This window comes from Streptomyces sp. NPDC037273 (assembly GCF_055603625.1).
In genome coordinates this window covers 409622-429390 of the sequence record NZ_JBVJVO010000005.1, presented here as the reverse complement: position 1 = coordinate 429390, position 19769 = coordinate 409622, and the positions used below count along the sequence as shown (strand labels likewise).

Annotated in this window: 17 protein-coding genes; 4 read left to right on the top strand and 13 right to left on the bottom strand. The window is 71.7% G+C overall.

Going from position 1 to position 19769, the window contains the following annotated elements:
- The first annotated feature begins 179 nt into the window (after positions 1-179).
- Entirely contained in the window at positions 180-3977 is a 3798-nt protein-coding gene (locus ACZ7G1_RS16845; RefSeq protein ID WP_470877251.1) for an FG-GAP-like repeat-containing protein, read from the top strand.
- A gap of 81 nt (positions 3978-4058) precedes the next feature.
- On the opposite strand, the gene ACZ7G1_RS16840 is transcribed toward ACZ7G1_RS16845, so the two are convergent.
- Entirely contained in the window at positions 4059-5795 is a 1737-nt protein-coding gene (locus tag ACZ7G1_RS16840) for an amidase (protein ID WP_470877252.1), read from the bottom strand.
- Positions 5796-5961: 166 nt separating this feature from the next.
- Between ACZ7G1_RS16840 and ACZ7G1_RS16835 the strand changes: the two genes are divergently transcribed.
- Positions 5962-6612: a TetR/AcrR family transcriptional regulator gene (locus tag ACZ7G1_RS16835; protein WP_470877253.1), complete on the top strand. Its 651-nt coding sequence runs from the start codon at positions 5962-5964 to the stop codon at positions 6610-6612.
- A gap of 55 nt (positions 6613-6667) precedes the next feature.
- Here the strand turns inward: ACZ7G1_RS16835 and ACZ7G1_RS16830 are convergent, their stop codons facing one another.
- Complete coding sequence (locus ACZ7G1_RS16830) at positions 6668-7495, bottom strand: dienelactone hydrolase family protein (RefSeq protein ID WP_470877254.1); 828 nt, start codon at positions 7493-7495, stop codon at positions 6668-6670.
- A 96-nt stretch (positions 7496-7591) separates the two neighbouring features.
- Between ACZ7G1_RS16830 and ACZ7G1_RS16825 the strand changes: the two genes are divergently transcribed.
- Entirely contained in the window at positions 7592-8569 is a 978-nt protein-coding gene (locus ACZ7G1_RS16825; RefSeq protein ID WP_470877255.1) for a GlxA family transcriptional regulator, read from the top strand.
- A 46-nt stretch (positions 8570-8615) separates the two neighbouring features.
- Here the strand turns inward: ACZ7G1_RS16825 and ACZ7G1_RS16820 are convergent, their stop codons facing one another.
- The 7 genes from ACZ7G1_RS16820 to ACZ7G1_RS16790 all read right to left on the bottom strand — a co-directional run bounded on the left by ACZ7G1_RS16820 (position 8616) and on the right by ACZ7G1_RS16790 (position 14138).
- Positions 8616-9035: an SRPBCC family protein gene (locus ACZ7G1_RS16820; RefSeq protein ID WP_470877256.1), complete on the bottom strand. Its 420-nt coding sequence runs from the start codon at positions 9033-9035 to the stop codon at positions 8616-8618.
- A gap of 39 nt (positions 9036-9074) precedes the next feature.
- The gene (locus ACZ7G1_RS16815; RefSeq protein WP_470877257.1) at positions 9075-10085 is read right to left on the bottom strand and encodes an aldo/keto reductase; all 1011 of its coding nucleotides are present in this window, start codon (positions 10083-10085) and stop codon (positions 9075-9077) included.
- 110 nt (positions 10086-10195) lie between these two features.
- Positions 10196-11182 carry a TIGR03571 family LLM class oxidoreductase gene (locus ACZ7G1_RS16810; RefSeq protein ID WP_470877258.1) on the bottom strand — a complete coding sequence of 329 codons (987 nt, stop codon included), beginning with the start codon at positions 11180-11182 and terminating at the stop codon, positions 10196-10198.
- 106 nt (positions 11183-11288) lie between these two features.
- Positions 11289-12134: an aldo/keto reductase gene (locus ACZ7G1_RS16805; protein ID WP_470877259.1), complete on the bottom strand. Its 846-nt coding sequence runs from the start codon at positions 12132-12134 to the stop codon at positions 11289-11291.
- Between the two features lie 11 nt (positions 12135-12145).
- The gene (locus tag ACZ7G1_RS16800) at positions 12146-12493 is read right to left on the bottom strand and encodes a nuclear transport factor 2 family protein (protein ID WP_470877260.1); all 348 of its coding nucleotides are present in this window, start codon (positions 12491-12493) and stop codon (positions 12146-12148) included.
- The gene (locus ACZ7G1_RS16795) at positions 12490-12909 is read right to left on the bottom strand and encodes a GlcG/HbpS family heme-binding protein (RefSeq protein WP_470877261.1); all 420 of its coding nucleotides are present in this window, start codon (positions 12907-12909) and stop codon (positions 12490-12492) included. The genes ACZ7G1_RS16800 and ACZ7G1_RS16795 overlap by 4 nt, the downstream gene beginning before the upstream one ends.
- A 38-nt stretch (positions 12910-12947) precedes the next feature.
- Complete coding sequence (locus tag ACZ7G1_RS16790; RefSeq protein ID WP_470877262.1) at positions 12948-14138, bottom strand: MFS transporter; 1191 nt, start codon at positions 14136-14138, stop codon at positions 12948-12950.
- 174 nt (positions 14139-14312) lie between these two features.
- On the opposite strand from ACZ7G1_RS16790, the gene ACZ7G1_RS16785 reads away from it, so the two are divergent.
- Positions 14313-14798, top strand: a complete 486-nt coding sequence (locus ACZ7G1_RS16785) for a MarR family winged helix-turn-helix transcriptional regulator (protein ID WP_470877263.1) — start codon at positions 14313-14315, stop codon at positions 14796-14798.
- A gap of 49 nt (positions 14799-14847) precedes the next feature.
- On the opposite strand, the gene ACZ7G1_RS16780 is transcribed toward ACZ7G1_RS16785, so the two are convergent.
- The 4 genes from ACZ7G1_RS16780 to ACZ7G1_RS16765 form a co-directional block, all read right to left on the bottom strand.
- Positions 14848-15495, bottom strand: coding sequence for an HAD family hydrolase (locus tag ACZ7G1_RS16780; RefSeq protein ID WP_470877264.1), 648 nt, complete (start codon positions 15493-15495; stop codon positions 14848-14850).
- Positions 15496-15852: 357 nt separating this feature from the next.
- Positions 15853-16560 carry a hypothetical protein gene (locus tag ACZ7G1_RS16775; protein ID WP_470877265.1) on the bottom strand — a complete coding sequence of 236 codons (708 nt, stop codon included), beginning with the start codon at positions 16558-16560 and terminating at the stop codon, positions 15853-15855.
- Positions 16557-17786, bottom strand: coding sequence for a 2-isopropylmalate synthase (locus ACZ7G1_RS16770; protein ID WP_470877266.1), 1230 nt, complete (start codon positions 17784-17786; stop codon positions 16557-16559). Before ACZ7G1_RS16770 ends, ACZ7G1_RS16775 begins: the two co-directional genes overlap by 4 nt.
- A gap of 250 nt (positions 17787-18036) precedes the next feature.
- Positions 18037-19647: a bifunctional metallophosphatase/5'-nucleotidase gene (locus ACZ7G1_RS16765; protein WP_470877325.1), complete on the bottom strand. Its 1611-nt coding sequence runs from the start codon at positions 19645-19647 to the stop codon at positions 18037-18039.
- Positions 19648-19769: the final 122 nt, after the last annotated feature.

The following is a 19769-nucleotide window of genomic DNA, read 5'->3' as shown; positions in this document are numbered from 1 at the left end:
CCCGAGCTCCCCGCCCTCCTCCGCGGGCGGTCCTCAGTGCTGCCCGCGCTGACGAAAGGACCGTAGTGAGCAAGAGAAGACCCACGCGAGGGGCGTTCGGAGGCCGATGGGTCTCCGGGGCCGTCTCGCTGTCGCTGTCGATCGGCGTGGGCATACCGGCCGCGGTCATGCTGCCCGGCATGACGGGTACCGCGGTCGCGGTGGGCGTGCCGTCGGATCCGGTCGCCGACGGCTCGAAGAGCGAGGAGGAGTACGCACTCGAGCAGGCCGCCGCGAGCGGGCAGCCCTACGAGCTCCAGTCCGCGCGGACCGAGTCGTCGGACACGTGGGCGCTGCCCGACGGGACATGGTCCGTGAAGCGCTACGGCACGCCGGTGCGCATGCTGCGCGCCGGGGCCTGGGTGCCGACCGATCCGACGCTGGTCTTCGCCGCCGACGGCAGCGTGACCCCGAAGGCGTCCTCGGTGGCGGTGACGTTCTCCGGAGGAGGCACGGGCCCCCTGCTCTCCGGCGTCAAGGACGGTCGCACCCTGACGCTCAGCTGGCCCAAGGCCCTGCCCAAGCCGACGCTCGCCGAGAACGTGGCCACGTACGCCGAGGTGCTGCCGGGCGTCGACCTTCAGCTGAAGGCCGAGGTCGAGGGCTTCTCGCAGCTGCTGGTCGTCAAGACCGCGCAGGCCGCGCAGAACCCCGAACTGGAGACGCTGAAGTTCGGTCTGGACACGGTCGGCGTCACCGTCGCCAAGGACCCGGAGACCGGCAGCATCAACGCCGTCGACCCGGCAGGACAGACCGTCTTCACCAGCCCGAGCCCGCTGATGTGGGACTCCACGTCGTCGGCCGGCGGTACGGTCGCCTCGTTCGCCTCCCGGGCGGCCATGACGACCGCCGGCGCGACGGAGACGGCACCGGGTGACCTGTTCGAACCGGCGCCCGGTGCGCAGGACGCGCAGATGCCCACGACGGTGACCGGGGACACCCTCGAGATCAAGCCGGACCAGGCCCTGCTCGACGGCGCGGACACGCGGTATCCGGTCTACATCGACCCCTCCTTCGCCTGGGGCGCCCGTCAGAACTGGACGCGGGTCTACCGGAAGTACCCCAACACCTCCTTCTGGAACACCAAGGAGGTCGTGCGCGTCGGGTACGAGAACGAGACCCTCGGCCTTTCGCGGTCGTTCTTCCAGCTGGACACCGCAGGCATCAGGGGCACCCAGGTCAAGTCCTCCGTCTTCCGCATCAGGAACACCTGGTCGTGGTCCTGCGGGGCACGCCCCGTCGAGTTGTGGCACGTGGGACCCATCTCGTCCAAGACCACGTGGAACCGTCAGCCCGCCAAGATCGGCACGACTCCGGTCGCCACGGTGGACGACGCGAAGGGCTGGAGCTCGGACTGCGCCGCCGGCAACCTCGAGTTCGACGCCACGGCCATCGCCCGCGAAGCGGCCTCGAAGGGCTGGGCGAGCGTCAACCTCGGTCTGTACGCGTCCAACGAGAGCGACACCTTCGGCTGGAAGAAGTTCGACGCGAAGACGGCGGTCCTCGAAACCAAGTTCAACAACCCGCCCAAGGCGCCGACCGGCCTGGGCACGAGCCCCAGGACCGGCTGCGCCGGCGGCGGCATCGGCAACACGCGCGTCAGCCTGTACGCCCTCCACGACGATCCCGACGCCGGTAACCTCACCGCGGAATACCAGGTCTTCAAGGCCGGGAACAGCACGCCCGTGGTGAACCAGTCGATCCCCGCCATCAGGGGCAAGGTCGCCACACTCTCCGTACCCGACGCCAGTCTTCCCACGGGCGACTACACCTGGAAGACGCGCACGAAGGACCAGGACGGCTCCTTCTCGGCCTGGTCGGTGACCTGCAAGTTCACGGTCGACCGCACACGTCCGAGCAAGCCGCCGGTCGTCGAGTCCGCCGTGTTCCCCAACGGCAAGGCGGGCTGGCCCGCCACCACCGCCAAGGCGGGGACGCTCGGCTCCTTCACGTTCAAGCCGAACGGGGTCCCCGACGTCCGCAGGTACTACTACTACACGGACTGGGAGCCGGACGTCCGCGACGTCCCCGTCACCACCGACGACCCGAAGACGCCGGAGATCGAGTCCGAGGCGACCGTGTGGCTGACCCCGCCGGGGTCCGGTCCGCACTGGGTCTACGTCTACAGCGCGGATGCCACCGGCAACCTCTCGGACACCGAGCCGTACCTGTTCTACGCCAACCGGCGCGCGGAGCGTGACGGCCCGAACGACCTCAACGGCGACGGCTTCAACGACCTCTGGAGCCTGGACGCCAACAAGGCCCTGCTGACCTACGCCGGCCAGGGCAAGGGCCAGTTCTCCGCCGCGGCCAACGGCGGCAAGTCCCTCACCGACAGCCAGATCACCTTCCGCGGCGACTGGGACGAGGACGGGCGCAACGACCTCGTCTCCCTGGAGTACAACGCCAACGCGCAGCGGAAGATGCTCTGGACGTACCCCAACAACGGCCGCGGTGTGGTCGAGAACCGGCGCACCGAACTCACGGTCACCTGTCCGGTCAAGGACGACGACCTGGGCTGCTCCCGCGAGGACGGCCAGTGGACCGGCGACGATCACTGGTACAACGCCGAGCAGGTCATCGCCCCCGGTGACATCAACGGCGACACCAAGCCGGACCTCCTGGTCAAGCAGGGCAAGCACTTGTGGGCGTACTTCGGCAACCGGGCCACGCACGACCTGGACCTCGGCGGCGAGCGCGCACCGGTCCTCGTCGGCGGCGGGGACTGGGACCAGTTCACGGTGATCGCCCCGGGAGACGTCGACGGCGACTCGTTCCCGGACCTGTGGCTGCGTCACAACACCACCGGCGACATCTACCGCGCTCTCGGCAAGAAGGGCCCCGACGGCAACGTCGACCCCACCACGTGGGGCGCGGCCGGCGAGCGGGTGAAGATCGGTACCGGCTTCAAGGCCGTCGACTACCCCGTGCTCGGCTCCTCGGGCGACCTGGACGGCGACGGACTGTCCGACCTCTGGGCGCGCAAGTCCGACAACGCGGTCGTGGGATTCCCCGGCCGTGCTCCCGCCGCGGACGGTACGGCCCTGGGCGCGGAGTTCACGATCGGCCGCACCTTGCCGACCGGCACCCCGGGCGGCACCCCCGGCAAGCCCGACATGAGCGGTGACACCTACGCCGACATGATCGTGCTCGACAAGTCCGGCACCCTCTCGATCCGCAGGAAGCACCCCACCGGCCCCTACTTCGACACGGGCACCCAGGTCAGCTGGGGCTGGGACCAGTACCGCGGCAAGGCCGGTCAGGGAAAGCTGTACTTCGCAGACATCAACGGAGACGGCACCAAGGACCTCATCTCCCACGGCACCGACGGCAACATCATCGTCCGCCGGAACGACGGAACGGGAACCGGCTTCGACACCGGCACCCTGATGAGCGCCCAATGGTCGAACTTCCTGGGGCAGCCGGGTCAGGGCCGTCTGTACTTCGCCGATGTCACCGGCGACGGCAAGGCCGACATGATGGTCCACGCGACGGACGGCACGATCAGTGTCCGCAAGAACATGGGGACGTACTTCGACGGCGGCACGGTCATGACGGCGAACTGGTCGAACTTCCTGGGACAGCCGGGTCAGGGCCGTCTGTACTTCGCCGATGTCACCGGCGACGGCAAGGCCGACATGATGGTCCACACGACGGACGGCACGATCAGCGTCCGCAAGAACATGGGGACGTACTTCGACGGCGGCACCGTCATGACGGCGAACTGGTCCAACTTCATGGGACAGCCCGGTCAGGGACACCTGTACTTCGCCGACATCACCGGAGACGGCAAGTCCGACCTCGTGGTGCATCCCACCGACGGTCTCGTCAGCGTGCGCAAGAACATGGGCACGTACTTCGACGGTGGAACACCCGCGAGCGCGTACTGGTCGAACTTCCTCGACGGTCCCGACCAGGGACGGCTCTACTTCGAGTAGCGGCAAGCGAAACCGCCGGGTGGGACGGGCGTCCGCCCTCCCACCCGGCGGTCCATACGGTACGAACGGGCCGCTGTCAGGTCACTCCGCCGACAGGCGCGGCGTGCGCGGCGGCTCGGTGCGCCGGTCGCCGGTCTTCTCGAAGGCGGCGGCGAGGGTCAGCAGGGCGTTGTCGTCGTAGGCGCGGCCCGCGAAGGTCAGCCCGACCGGCATGCCGGTGTCCGTCATGGTGCCCATGGGCACGGTCACGGTGGGGATGCCGAGGTGGCGGGGGACCAGGTTGCCGTTGGCGACCCAGACGCCGTTGCGCCAACCGAGTTCGGCGGAGGCCGCGTCGACGTCCATGTCGGCGGGGCCGACGTCGGCGACGGCGGGGAACACCACCGCGTCCAGACCCAGGCCGTCCATCCACTGCTCCAGGTCGACCCGACGCGTCTCCTCGAGTCCGCGCAGCCCCTGCTCAAGGAGCGGCATGTCGGCGAGGGAGGCGTACGGGCGCTCGCGCACGAAGCGGGGGTAGTCGCCGATCGTGTCGTCGAAGCCCTCGTACCGGTCGGGCAGTTCGCCCTCCCACTTGGGGAAGATGCGGGCGCCGTCGACCTCGGTCAGCGTGGAGAGCGCCGGGTCTCCGTTGGCGCGCAGGAAGTCGTCCCAGGCCCAGGCCGACAGGTCCTCGATCTCGAAGGTGAGGTACTCGCGGGAGACCAGTCCGCGGGTGAGCAGCGAGGGCGCTCCGGGGCGGTCGGCCTCGTAGTTGGTCACCACGGGGAAGTCGACCTCGACCACCTCGGCGCCGGCGGCCTCCAGGTCGCGGCGGGCGGCTTCCCACAGGGCGATCACCGAGGGGCGGGTCTCGATGGGCTGCCCGGTCTGGCCGCCGATGCCGCCGTCGGGGTTCGTCCCGGCGTCGGGGTCGGCGTTGATGTACATCCGGGGCACGCCGACGCGCTTGCCGGCGAGCGCGGCGGGCGCCGCCTCCGCGTCGGCGGGCGCGAGGGCCGGGTAGGAGGCGGGGCGCACCTGCGACGGCGAGGGCAGCGTCAGCCAGGGCTGGGCGCGCCACAGGTCGCCTCGCGCGTCCGCGTCGTCCGCGACGATGACGTCGAGCAGTTCGAGCAGGTCGGCCATGGTGCGGGTGTGCGGGACCACGACGTCCATGGTCGGGACCAGCGGCCAGTTGCCGCGGACCGAGATCACGCCCCGGCTGGGGGTGTAGGCGCACAGCGCGTTGTTCGAGGCGGGGGCACGGCCGGAGGACCAGGTCTCCTCGCCGAGGCCGAACGCGCCGAACGACGCCGCGGTCGCCGTGCCGGAGCCGTTGGAGGAGCCGGAGCCGTAGGCGCTGGTGAGCCAGTCGGCGCTGTACGGGCTCTCCGCGCGGCCGTACACCCCACGCTGCATGCCGCCGTTCGCCATCGGCGGCATGTTGGTGAGGCCGATGAGGACGGCCCCGCCCGCGCGCAGCCGCTCGATGGCGAAGGCGTCACGCTGGGCGACGAGGTGCTCGAAGGCCGGGGAGCCGGACGCGGCCGTCAGGCCCTTCGCGAGGTAGCTGTCCTTGGCGGTGTACGGGATGCCGTCCAGCGGGCCCAGGGTCTCGCCGCGGGCGCGACGCGCGTCGGAGGCCTCGGCCTCCGCGCGGGCGTCCGGGTTCATCACGACCATCGCGTTCAGAGCGGTGGCCGTACCGGGGCGGTCGTACGCCTCGATCCGCGCGAGGTAGGCGTCGAGCAGGCCGACCGCGGTCGTCTCGCCCTTCTCCAGCGCCGCGCGCAGGTCGGCGATACAGGTCTCCACAACATCGAATCCGCGCGTCATGCGGTTCCTCCTGGATGGCGGGTGGTACGGGTGGGCCGCCCCCGTCGGGGCCGGGTGCGGATGCACGGCCGCACGTTCCACCTGAGTAGATTTTCAGTCTAGACTAAGAATCTAGAATCTCGGAACCTAAACTTGAGGCCTGCATTCCGTAACCGAAAGTGAGCACATGGCGACGTCAGGGACCGGGCCCGCGCTGCCCGACAGGAAGCGTCAGCCCAGCGGGGACGAGGCGCGGGCGCGGGCGATGAAGGCCGCCATCAGCCTCATCTCCGAGAAGGGCGCGGCGGCCCTGCGCATGTCGGACATCGCCGAGCGGGCCGGCATGAGCACCGGCCACATCCTCTACCACTTCGGAAAGAAGGACCGGCTCCTGCTCGAAGTCCTGGCATGGAGCCAGGCGGACCTCTGGACCCGCTTCCAGGAGGCCGTGGACAAGGCCACGTCCCCCGCCGAGAAACTCGACCTCTTCGTCCGCTTCTACCTGCCCCGCCACCAGGACGACGAACGCTACGCGCTCTGGACGCAGGTCATGATCCAGCGCCACGACGAAGCGGGCCGGCGCATCCTCACCGACCTCCTGGACGGCTGGGACGAACGACTGGACGCCATCCTGCGCGAAGGCCGGGACCTCGGGCACTTCGCCGACGTGGACCTCCCCGACTTCACCATCCGGGCCGTCGCCATGCTGAGCGGCCTCGCCGAGGACATCATGTTCGGCCGCTCCCGCTGGCAGCACGCCTCCCCGCACGCCTTCGCCCTCTCCGCCCTCGAACGCGAACTGCGTCCCGCCGGCCAGGGCCGACGCCCCGAGAACTGACGACGCCGAACGGTACGTGCACGCCGGCGCCGCCCGGCTCCTCGACAGCCCTCCTTCAGCCTTCGGACCGGCCCAACCGCTCGGTCAGGAAGGCGAGGATCTCGTCCCGGGCCTTCAGCGTGGGATGTCCTTCCTCGTCGACCAGGTGGGCGGTGACGACGCTGTGGGGGGTCCGGACCACATCGCGGAAGAACGGGGGAGGGTTCGTGCCGGCGGAACTGCCCGGAAGGACGCGGCCGTCGAAAGCGTCGCCCAGCAGTGCCTGGTACGCGGCGAAGCGCTGCCCCGTGCACCAGCGGTCGTCGTCGAAGCGGTAGGCGAGGACCCTCAGCCCGTCGCGGGCGACGCGCTCTTGGATCGCGCGCGCGTCCTCCTCGCTCATCTCGAGTCCGGCGGGATCGTCCAGCGGCAGCGACGGGTGGTTGACCACGGGCGCGATGACGGCCGGCTCGATCGCCATGGTGAGGGCGAAGTTTCCGGTGAAGCACAGGCCGATCGCCCCGACGCCCGGACCGCCGCACTCGGCGTGGGCTCGCCGCGCCAGCCCGCGCAGCCACGCCGTGACGGGGCTGGTGCCGCCTCCCGCGAACGCCCGGAACTCGGCGCTGACGCACGCGCGACGGATGACCTCCTCACCGCCCTCGACCGTGGGATAGGCGCCGTCGACCCCGAAGAGCGACGGAACGTGGACGGTGAAGCCCGCATCCCGCACCCAGCGCGCCAGCCGCAGGACGTCGGGGCTGATGCCGGGCATCTCCGGCATCAGGACGACGGCAGGCCCGGAACCCGAGGCGTACACCGTCTTCACCACCCCCTCCACGTCCACCAGGCGGCGGGAGAAGTCTGTGATCGCATCGTCGAGATGTCCGTCGGGAGCAGTCATGACCACAGCGTGGCGTGAAGCACCCCCACAGGGGATAGGCTGGATCGCCATGTAAAAGGGCGATCTCGCCACAGGCATGATGCTCGGGAGGCGAGCGTGAGCGCACTGCGGGTCGGTGTCCTGGCCTATCCGGGCTGCTTCGCGTCCGAGGTGTTCGGCGTACCCGATCTGTTGACCATGGCCGCGCACGTGGCCGGTCCGGACCACGCCGGATACGAGGTGTCGGTCGTTTCGCCCCGCCGTCGCGTCGCCGCGTCAGGTGGTGCGGCCTTGGCCGTCTCTCCACTGCGCGAGGTCGACGTCCTGGTCGTGCCGGGGTTCGAGCTCGTGCCGGGCCACGACATCGACGCGAAGCTCGTACCCCTCGCCCCCGAGATCGCGGCGATCCGCTCGCACGCCGCCGCGGGTCATGCCGTCGTCTCGATCTGCGTCGGCGCGTTCCTGCTGGCCGAGGCGGGACTCCTCGACCGGCGCCGGGCCACGACGGCCTGGTTCCTCGCCGACGAACTGGCTCGGCGCTGTCCGGAGACCGACGTCCGGCCCGAACGTCTGGTCGTCACCGACACGGGGGTGACGACGACGGCGGCCTTCAGCGCCATGTACGACTTCGCACTGGAACTCATCGCTCGACACAACGGTGCCGACGTGGCGCGGACCACCGCGCGGGTGGCGCTCCTCGACCACGCCCGGTCGTCCCAGACCCCGTACGTCGACGCGCGGCTTCTCCCGCAGCCCGGGAACGAGTTCTCCCGGAAGGTCATGCGGCACCTCGACCAGAACCTCGCCGCCCGGTACGACCTCGCCGCGTTGGCGGACGCGTTCGGGGTCAGCACGCGGACCCTGCTGCGGCGGTTCGCGGACGCCACCGGCCAGAGTCCCCTCGAGTACCTGCAGGCGTCACGCGTCCGTCGCGCCCGCCACCTCCTGGAGACCACCGACCGCACCGTGGCCGGCATCGCCACCGCGGTCGGATACAGCGACGCCGGAACCTTCGCCGGTCTCTTCGCCAAGCACACCGGACGGCGCCCGCGCGACTACCGCGCGGCCTTCCGCCGTGGCGCCGACGGCTGGTGACTCCGTCGCACCACGGCAGCGGGCGGGCCCGCAGGAGGAAGGGGGCTCAGGCGGTGAGGGTGGCGTGGAGGGCGTCGAGGCCGTCGCGGTAGATGGTGGCGAAGAGGGCCACGGCCTCGTCCTCGGTGGCGCCGTCGGGGTTGAAGCGGCCGGACCACTGGACCTCGGCGGCGTTCTCCTGGCCGGGGACGGCGTGGACCCGGATGGTGGAGACGTAGCCGTTGACGGGGAACGGTGCTTCCAGGATGGCGTAGCTGTAGTGGCGCTCGGCCTCGCTGAAGGCGACGAGGCGCTCGATGATGATCCCGCCTTCGGGGTTGCGCAGGCGGCGGACGCGGCCGCCTTCGAGGGCGGTGCTCTCGGGGATGTACGGGAGCCAGTCGGGCAGGGAGTCGAAGCCGCCGATGAGGTTCCAGACCTTGTCGGGAGAGGCGGGGACGATGCGGCTGACGGAGGTGGAGGCCATGATCGGGTTTCCTGACGGGTCGGGGGTACGGGGGGTGGTTCAGGCGTCGTACGGCAGCGGGGCGGCCGGGCTGACGAGCCCGGCGGCGCGCAGCTCCTGCCAGAACGCGGCGGGGACGGTCTCGTGGAGCGCCGCCTGGTCCTCGGCGATACGGCTGGGCTTGGTGGCGCCGGCGACGACCGCGGCGGTGACCGGGTGGGCGAGGGGGAACTGCAGGGCCGCCGCCTTGATGCTCACGCCGTGCTTCGCGGTGAGGTCCTTGAGCCGGGTGACGCGCTCGATGATGTGCGCCGGGGCTTCCTGGTACTCGAAGTGGGTGCCGCCGGCGAGGATGCCGGAGCTGTAGGGGCCGCCGACGACCATGCCGACACCCTGCTCCTGCGCCATGGGCAGCAGACGCTGGAGGGCGTGCTCGTGGTCGAGGAGCGTGTAGCGGCCGGCGAGGAGGAAGCCGTCGGGCTGCGGCTCGTCGAGGGACAGGGTCAGCTCGATGGGCTCGGTCTTGTTGACGCCCAGGCCCCAGGCCCCGATGACGCCCTTGTCGCGCAGTCGGGACAGGACGCGGAAGGCGCCGGTGCGGGCCTCCTCGAACTTGCCGAGCCAGGCGTCGCCGTGGAAGTCCTGCGCGATGTCGTGGACCCAGACGATGTCGAGGCGGTCGGTGCCGAGGCGCTTGAGGCTGCCCTCGATGGAGCGCTCGGTGGCGTCGGCGGTCCACTCGTGGAGGATCTTGTTCGGGTTGCCGTGTTCGAACAGGCCGCCCTTCTCGCCGAAGTCCGGGACGTCGGTCTCGTGCTCGTCGAGGACGACGCGGCCGACCTTCGTCGACAGGACGTACTCGTCGCGGGGCTTGCCGGCGAGGACCCGGCCCAGGCGCTCCTCGGCGAGGCCGGCGCCGTAGAAGGGGGCGGTGTCGTAGTAGCGGACGCCCTGCTGCCAGGCGGCCTCGACGGTGTCGAGCGCCTCGGCCTCGGGGATCGCGCGGAACATGTTGCCGAGCGGGGCGGTGCCGTATCCGAGCTTGCCGGGGAGGAATTCCTTGAGGGACATGGTGGTGCCTTTTCGGAGCGGAGGGTGGGGGGTGCGAGGATCACTCGGTAGATGCGAGCGCCCTTTGCATGCTCTAACAATAATTGCAGACGCTGGCTAATGCAAGCGCGCTATGCGACGGATGCGGCAAACCGCGGCAGGACGTACTCCGCGAGCTCCCGCAGCAGCTCCTCCACCGGCCGGTCGTTGGGCCGCAGATTGAAGGAGACGTGCGAGACCCCGAACAGCGCCATGGCCTCCAGGTGCTCGATCAGGGCGTCGCGGCCGGTGCTGAGGCCGAGCCGGATCGGACGGGCCGGGGCGTGCGGATCCTCCTGGAGCGTGAGCATCATCGGAGTCATGTACGGCTTCTCCCCGGCGAGTTCGCGCCACTGGCGGGTCCGCAGGCGCAGCGCGCCCAGGTCGCGGGGGTAGTTGAGCGAGGCGTCGGCGTGCTCGGCGATCCACTCGGGTTTCTGCTGGGCGCCGCCGGCGACGGCGATCGGGATGCCCGCCGCCCGATCCGGTTTCGGCAGGACCTCCAGCTGGAGGTCCGGGCCGAGCCCGGCGGCGGGCAGTTCCAGCGGGCCCGGGCGCCAGGCGGCGCGCAGGGTGTGCAGTCCCTCGCGGAAGGCGGCCCCGCGGGCCTCGAAGTCCCGTCCGAAGAGTGGATACTCGACGGGACGGTCGCCGCTGGCGAGGCCGAGCAGCATCCGGCCGCCGGAGAGCGCGTCGACGGTGGCGGCGGCCTTCGCGACGAGCAGCGGCTCGCGCAGCGGCAGGACGACGGCCGCGGTTCCCAGGACGGCGTGTTCGGTGACGGCGGCGAGGTGACCGAGGTGGGTGAAGGTCTCGAAGACCGTCCCTGCGTCGCCGAAGCGGACGCGGTCGAAGAGCGGGACGTCGCGCACCCAGAGACCGGCGAAGCCGAGCCGGTCGGCGAGCCGGGCGAGCCGCGCGTGGCCCGCGAGGTCCGGGACCCCATGGGGGCGCCCGGCCGTACGGTCGGCGGCCTGCCGGGACGGGCCCCAGTCGTTGTCGAGGGGGAGCTCCAGGCCGAGGGTGAGCCGGCCCTCGCCGGGGGCGAGGCGGGCGAGGGCGGGGTGACGGGGTGCCATGGGCGGATCGGTCCTCAGAGCGGGAGGGAGGGGGAACGGGAGAAGCCCGCCGCGGACCGGCCGGGAGGGGCCGGTTCGCAGCGGGCTTCCGGGGGAGCGGGGCGGATCAGGCGGCGTTGAACTCGTCCGGGTGCGGGCCGGTGCGCAGGCCGCGGTCGGTGACGGCGATGGCCGCCATGTCCTCGTCGGTCAGCCGGAAGTCGAAGACGTCGAGGCTCTGGCGGATGCGCGCCGGGGTGACCGACTTCGGGATCACGACGTTGCCGAGCTGGAGGTGCCAGCGCAGCACCACCTGGGCGGCGGACTTGCCGGTGCGGGCGGCGATCGCGGCGACCGCCGGGTCCTCCAGGACGGCGCCCTGGGCGAGCGGGCTCCACGCCTCGGTGGCGATGCCGTGCTCGGCGTGGAAGTCGCGCAGCTCTGCCTGCTGGAGGCCGGGGTGCAGCTCGACCTGGTTCACGGCCGGGACGAGCTCGCTGTCGTCCAGCAGACGCTGGAGGTGCGCCGGCTGGAAGTTGGAGACGCCCGCGGCACGGATGCGGCCCTCGGAGGCGAGGCGCTCGACGGCGCGCCAGGACTCCATGTAGAGGTCGCGGGCCGGGGTGGGCCAGTGGATCAGGTACAGGTCGATCTGCTCCAGACCGAGCTTGCCGAGGCTGGCGTCGAAGGCGCGCAGCGTGGCGTCGTAGCCCTGGTCGGCGTTCCACAGCTTCGTGGTGACGAACAGCTCCTCGCGCGGCAGGCCGGAGGCGGCCAGCGCCCGGCCGACGCCGGTCTCGTTTCCGTAGATCGCGGCGGTGTCGATGCTGCGGTAGCCCGGCTCCAGAGCGGAGGCGACGGCGGCGGTGGTCTCGTCGTCGGGGACCTGGAAGACGCCGAAGCCGAGCTGGGGGATCTCGACGCCGTTGTTGAGCTTGACGGTGGGGATGGTCGGGATGCTGGGGTTGTTCATGGTGAGCGCTTTCAGAGAGTGCGGTGGGTGAGGGTGTAGCGGACGGTCTGGGCGCCGATGAGTCCGTCGCGGAACACGAAGGTGTCGGTGCCGTCGGTGACCTGGTGGGTGGCGGTGGCGGCGGTCCACTGGAGGAGCAGCACCCCGCCCGCGAACCGCGGGTCCAGCTGCCAGTCGGCGTCCGGGAGATCCGCCAGGAGCCGGCCGATGACCCGCCGGACCCCGTCGTGGCCGCGGAACGCGCCCTCGGGGGTGATGAGGACGGCGTCCTCGGTGTAGTTCCCGGCGATGTGGCCGAGGTCCCCGGTGGCCAGTCGCCGCCCGTGGTCGGCGAACGCCTCCTGCGGGGTGCGGGTCACCGGGCGAGTTCCGTCAGTGCGGCGGTGGCGAAGGCGTGGTCCTGCTCGGGGGCGCCGCCGCCGAGGCCGATGGCGCCGACGAGCCTGCCGTCGCGGTGGATCGGGACGCCGCCGGCGATGAAGAGCAGCGGCCGGTCGAGCGCGGTGGGCAGGGTGTGGAACGGCCCGTCCGGCTTGACGAGGTCGACCAGGTCGGCGGTGGGGGCGCCCAGCTGGAGGGCGGTGTACGCCTTGCGGGTGCTGGTCTCCCCGGAGATCAGTACGGCGCTGTCGTCGCGGAGGAAGGCGAGCAGGTGGCCGCCCGCGTCCAGGACGGTGACGCTGACCGCGACCCCGGCCGCCTGGGCGGCGCGGCGGGCGGCGGCGACGAGGTTCTCGGCGTCGGCGGTGGTCAGCGGGGTGACGGTGGTGGTCATGGCGGCGCTTCTCCTGGAAGGAACGGGGAGGGGGAGAGTCAGTGGTGTACGGCGACGGGGGCGGCGACCGCGCCCTCCCGTACGGGGGAGCGGCGCTCCAGGACGGCGGACCAGACGGCCAGCAGGAGGGCGGCCCCGGCGAGCAGGGCGCCGACCCAGTTCGGGGCGGTGTAGCCGAGGCCGGCGGAGATGACGAGCCCGCCGAGCCAGGCGGCGAGGGCGTTGCCGAGGTTGAAGGCGCCGATGTTGACGGCGGAGGCCAGGGTGGGCGCGCCGTGGGCCTGGTCGAGGACCCGCTTCTGCAGAGGCGGGACCGTGGCGAAGCCGAGCGCCCCGACGAGCAGGATCGAGATCGCGGCGAGGATCTTGTTGTGCGCGGTGAGGGTGAACAGGGCCAGGACGACGGCGAGTCCGCCGAGGGAGGCGTAGAGCATCGGCATCAGCCTGCGGTCGGCGAACCTGCCGCCGAGCAGGTTGCCGAGGAACATCCCGACGCCGAAGAGGACCAGCAGCCAGGTGACGGCGCCGTCGGAGTACCCGGCGACCCGGGTCATCATCGGGGCGACGTACGTGATGGCCGCGAAGACGCCGCCGAAGCCGAGAACGGTCATCGCCATGGCGAGCAGCACCTGGGGGTTGCGGAACGCCGTCAGCTCCCGGCGCAGGTGGGCGCCCTCGGGGCGGGGCAGGGCGGGGACGAGCCTGGCTATGCCGAGCAGCCCGACCACACCGAGCACGGCGACGCCGGCGAAGGTGACGCGCCAGCCGACGGCCTGCCCGATGAAGGTGCCCAGCGGAACGCCGACGATGTTGGCGACGGTGAGGCCGGTGAACATCGTGGCGATGGCGCCGGCCTTCTTGTCCGGGGCCACGAGGTCGGCGGCCACCACCGAGCCGATGCCGAAGAACGCGCCGTGGGCGAGGGAGGCCACGACGCGGCCGGCGAGCATCACGCCCATGGTCGGCGCCACGGCGGAGAGCAGGTTCCCCACCACGAACAGGCCCATGAGGATCATGAGCATCGTCTTGCGGCTGATCCGGGTGCCGAGCACCGTCATCAGCGGGGCGCCGATGACGACGCCGATCGCGTATCCGGTGACCAGGAGCCCGGCGGAGGGGATGGACACCCCGTAGTCGCCGGCGATCTCGGGCAGCAGACCCATGATCACGAACTCGGTCGTACCGATCCCGAATGCTCCGATGGCCAGAGCGAGGAGCGCGAGAGGCATGGTGTGCCGCCCTCCATAAGATTGCTGGTGCGCCTTACGTGCTCCAACAATAGTTGCATGCGCTGGCTATACGCAAATGCGGGCTTCCCCTCCATGCCGATGATGAGCGATGGTCAATATCGCGCGCAGCGGCCTATCATCGAAGTGCACGCATCCGGAAGGAGAACCGCACCCATGACCGCCACCGACCCCGCGCTCACCGCCCTCGCCAACGGCTGGGCCGCCCTCTACCTCCTCGCCGGCCGGATCGAAGCGCACATCGAGCGCACCCTCCAGGCCGAGCACGACCTGAGCGTGCGCGAGTACTCCCTGCTCGACGTGCTCAGCCGCCAGCACGACGGCGAGGGCGGTCACCTCCAGATGAAGCAGGTCGCCGACGCCGTCGTCCTCAGCCAGAGCGCCACCACCCGCCTCGTCACCCGCCTCGAGGACCGCGGCCTCCTCTCGCGCTACCTCTGCGCCACCGACCGCCGCGGCATCTACACCGACGTGACCGGCCCCGGCCTCGACCTCCTGGCCGCGGCCAGGCCCACCAACGAAGCCGCCCTCCGCCAGGCACTCGACGAAGCCGCCAAGAACCCCGAGCTCGCCCCACTGGTCGCCACCGTCGAAGCGATGAACACCTCGCGCCGGCTCCCGGAGCCCGCTGCCACCCGCTGACCGAAGCCGCCTGTCACGGGCTCTCAGCGATAGGCCTCGACGACCTTCCCTAGGCCGTCGTCGGCCGTGAGGACACCCCGCCGACAGCGGAGACGCCGAGTGCGGCGACCAGGGCGTCCCGCGAGGTGAAGTGGTGGCCGTGCATGCCGATGGCTTCGGCGCCCTTGACGTTGGGCTCCCGGTCGTCGACGAAGAGGATCCGGTGGGGCGGGAGGCGGAAGACGTCGGCGCACCACAGGTAGGCGGCGGGTTCGGGCTTGGCGCTGCGGATGCGACAGGAGAGGCCCACGACTTCGAACAGGGCGAGAAGGTCGGCGTGGTGGTGCTCGTAGTGGCGGGTCAGGTCGTCCGAGATGTTCGACAGCAGGCCGACGCGCGTGCCGGTGTCGGTGAGCGCGTGCAGGAGGTCGACCATGGCCTGGTCGAGGTGGCTCCAGCTGTCCATGTCGAGCGCGACGATGGCGCGGATCTCGGCGGGGCCGAAGCGGCGGCCGATGCGGGCGCCGACGGCATTCCAGTACTCGGTGCCGTCGAGGTCGCCCCGGTCGTAGTCCTGCCGGAGTTCCCAGTACGCGTCCCAGAAGGCGGGTGTGTCGTCACCGACGGCCTCGGTGAGGCGGGCCCGTGCCGCGGGGGTCTGGTCGAGGGCGAGGACACCGAACATGTCGAAGAGGACGGCGTCCAGGGGGCGGCTCACTCCGAGATCCGGCGGGGTTCGCCCGCACGCGCCAGGCAGTCGGCCACCTGGCCGCGATAGGTGAGTGGTGCCGCTCCGCTCCGGTCCACGTGCAGCGCGCAGCCGCCGTCGGTTGCGTCGCCGCGATCGAGCGCTGCTGGATGAGGATGTCGAAAGTACCGAGCGCGTTGCGGCGGGCTGGTGCGGGGCGCACGGAACGTAGGCCATGAACGCACAGGGGGACGACGTCGTCCCCCTGTGCGTTCATGGCCGGATCATTGCGCCTCCGTGCGGCTCGCCCCCGCAGCGACGGCCGTCGGCCCCGTGATGAGCTGGCCGGATCCCGATGCTGCATACGGGCCTGGGTCGTGCGCGCGATCAGCCGGTTCCGTCGGCTTCCGAGCAACGGGCGGAGACGAGGCGCAGGTAGTCGTCAGCTTGGCCGGAGGCGAGGTCCTGGGCGCCGTGTCGGTGGAGGTGAAGCCGCCCGTCGGGCAGCACGCGGACGGTGGTGGTCGCCCGCCGCGCCGGCGAGGCGGAGCCGGCACTCGCGTGTCCCACGCCTGGCAGATGGACCACGGGCACGGTGGGCGGAAACATCGCGAGGGCCCCGGCGGTGTGGGCGGCGGGGGATTCGCCGGTGGCGTTGGCGCTGCTGACGTACAGGACGGGGTGGTCGTCGAGCAGGGGGTGCAGCGGCTGCCAGCGGGCGCCGAAGAGCAGCATCCAGCCGTCCTTGACCGCCGGCTCCAGCCACGGCGGTCGCGCGATGCGGTCACGCTCCGGTACGAGGACGGTGAGGTGTTCCTCAGCCAGCAGGCGCAGCACCATCGCGGCGTGGCGGGGGGAGAGGTCCCACAGGCCGGTGAGGACGTGGAGGGTGTCGCGGTGGTGGGCCCACAGGGCCACGGACTGGTCCGCGGGCCGGCCTTTGGCCCGGTTGACGGCTGTCGCGGTGGTCGCGGTGACGACGTGCGTGAGCGGCGCGGGGTTGGGGACGACCACCGCCGCGCCCCGGCGAAGGGCGTGCCGGGCCTCGGTCAGGGTCGCCGGAGCGCGGGTCGGGAGGCTTTCGGCGGCGGTCACGGGGTGCCACCGCCGGAGGCCCGGGTGAGCCCTTCGAGGTAGGTGGCGAAGGCGTCGTCGTCGGTGACGGCCCGACCGGTCCGGTAGGCGCGGGCCTTCGCCCACCCCATGGCCACGCGGGTCTGCTCAGGGTCGAGGCTGTGGCCCAGTCGGGCCGCGACGGCGGTGACCACGCGCGCGCTGGCGAGCTGGGTGAGGACCACATGCGGTTCGATCCCCAGCACCTCTTGCGGGTCGTACGGCTGGAACAGCTCCGGGTGGACGAAAGGCGTGCCGGTGGAGATGGTGCCGACACCGGTCCCGACGATGGGTGTGGTGACGCCCAGGGGCACACCCGTCTCCTCCGCCACCATGCGGGCGATGCCCGGCAGACGGGTCAGGTCGGGGGCCTGCCACCAGGGCGCCGCGCCCGCACCGAGCAGTTCGCCGGCATGCCGGGCGAGGAGGAAGAGGAGCTGCTCGGTGGCGACCATCCCGGCCCGCTCGGCGATGCCGAGCCAGGAGCCGGAGACCACCCGTACCCCGGCCGCGAGTGCCTCCAGGGTGTTGGCCAGGCCGAGCCCGAGGTCGTTGTGCAGGTGGGAGGCCAGGACCACGTCCGGGCCGCATGCCGCCCGGACCCGGGCGAACATGTCGTGGCAGGCGCGGGGGAGCTGGCAGCCCACGGTGTCAGCCAGGACGACCAGCCCCGCCCCGGCATCGGTGACGGCCTGGGCATAGTGGGCCATGAGGGCGGTGTCGGCGCGGGACGCGTCCGCCAGACAGATGTCCACGGCAACGGCATCGTCCCGGTCCCGGGCCCGCTTCACCAGGTCCACGGCCCCCTCAAGCGCCTGCGCGGCGCCGCGGTGGACCATCACCTGAGCCATCGCGTCCGAGGCGGGGACCACCACCATCACCCGCGCGTGCCGACTGCCGCGCACCGAGGCGACGGCCTGTTCCACGTCGCGGTCCACGCCCCGGCACACCGCGGCGACGCTCACGGCCCCTTCGGCCTCCACCGCGACCCGGCGCACGGCCTCGAACTCCTCCGCGCACACCGCGGGGAATCCCGCGGCGAACACAGCGTGCCGAGGCCCGTCGGCACCGAAGACCCGGCCCGTCTCGCGGGCCAGCCGCACCCGGAACCCGGCCCCCATGAGCGTCTTGGCCTGAGCGCCGTCCCGCGCGGACTCCTCCCACAGGACGACCCGTCCAGCCCCGGCCGACTCCCGCACCTCGTCCACCCGCACCACACCCTTCCGCGAATCCCACTCCCCGACGAGGCAACGCTCGCCTCGGCTCCAGCCCGCGCCCGCCTCAGCCGTCCGAGACCACCCGATCGAGTGGCCGGCACGGTGGACAACTGGAGTGGCGGCCCTCTCGTGGTCGACCGGCTGGGCATCGGCCCCCAGGCCCGCGAACAGACCGCGCACGAGCTGATGGTCAACTGCCGGCCTCCTGCTGGCACGTGGCCACCCATCGAACTCAGCGGGCTCAGCGTGTGACGAAGGTAATGCGGCCCGGCGCGGGGGGAGCGGCGGGGGCGGTTGGCGAGGTGGTGGTTTCGAGGTGGTCGACCAGGGCTTCGAGGTCGGTGACCTCGCCGCCTTCCCGTGTGGTGATATCGCCGAAGACGGTGAAGCCGTTGCCGCCGTTGGCGAGGAACTCGTTGAGCACCACCTTGTACGTGGTTCCCGGTGCCACGGGCTGCCCGCCGATCCGCACGGTGTCCGCGAGGAGGCGGTCGGCGCCGGTCCGGCTCATGTCGACGGAGTAGGAGAGCTCCTTGGAGAGCTGGAGGAAGCGCGGGCTGTCCGCGTTCACGCCGGTGAACTGCTGCTGGAGCGCGGTGACGAGCTGGGCGCCGGTCACCGGCACGATCCAGAGAGGAGTCTCGAAGGGCTGGGCCCGGTAGGCGTCCGCGTAGGTGACGGCGCCGCCGTCGTGGAACACGAGGTCGGCGCGCATGCCGCCCGGGTTGAGGAGGGCCAGCTCGGCCCCGTGGACCTTGCCGGCGGCCACCTGCGCGTCGGCGAGGAAGCTGCCGAGAGGCGTCTCGGGGAGCGGGGAGCCGCGGCCGGGCATGTCGGCGGAGATGTAGCCGACGACGCGGTTCGCCACGCTCTCGGAGCGGGTGCGCCAGGTCTCGATGAGCTTGGCCATGGCGGGCTGCTGTGGGGTGCCGACGGGCACGGGGACGTACCGCGCCCGCACGGTGCTCCGCACCACGTCGCCGGCGGCGTTGAGGTCGAAGCGCAGGTCGGTGAAGGAGCGCCCGAAGGAGTCCGCCTGGGTGACGAGGCGACGGCGGCCGTTCGGATCGTCGACCGTGCACTCGTAGGAGGCGTGGGAGTGACCGCTGACGATCAGGTCGACGGCCGGCACCGCCCGCTCCGCGATCTCCTTGATCCGGCCCCCGAGCCCGGCGCCGGGCCCCTCGTCGTCGCAGGTCCCACCGGCCTGGGTGGGTACCGCCTCGCCCTCGTGGACGAGGACGACCTGGGCGCGTACCCCTTGCCGGGACAGTTCGCGCGAGTACCGCTCGATGGCCGGCAGCTCGTCGTGGAACTCGATGTCCCGGATCATCGCGGCGTTGATGGCGCTGGGGGCCTCCTTGGTGACCAGGCCGATGAAGCCGATGCGCTGCCCGTCGGGCAGCGTCTTGACGGTGTACGGCTTCAACAACGGCCTCGTACTGCCGCGTTCCGTCACGTTGGCGGCGAGATAGGCGAAGCCAGCGCCCTTGTAGGGGGCGTCGGGGGCACAGCCGTCGTCCGGGTGGCAGCCGCCGCCGACGATGCGCCGGAGCTCGGCCGCGCCCTCGTCGAACTCGTGGTTGCCGACGGAGGCGACGCCGAGCCCCAGCTCTTCGAGCGAGTCGACCGTCGGCTCGTCATGGAAGAGCGCCGACATCAGCGGGCTTCCGCCGATCATGTCACCGGCGCCGACCGTCAGGCTGTTGGTCCGGCCCGCGCGGGCCTCGTCCAGAAGCGTGGCCATCTGGGCGAGGCCGCCGGCCTGGATCACCGGACCACGGTGGCTGATGCGTCCGGCCGCCCCGTCCACGGGCAGGAGGTTGCCGTGCGGGTCGTTGAGGGCGAGCAGCTGGACAGGGGTGCGGGCGCCCGGCGCGGACTCCGCCCGAACGGCGTCGGGGGGGGGGGGGGGGGGAGGGGGGGGGGGCGGGGGGGGGGGGGGGGGGGGGGGGGGCGGGGGGGGGGGGGGGG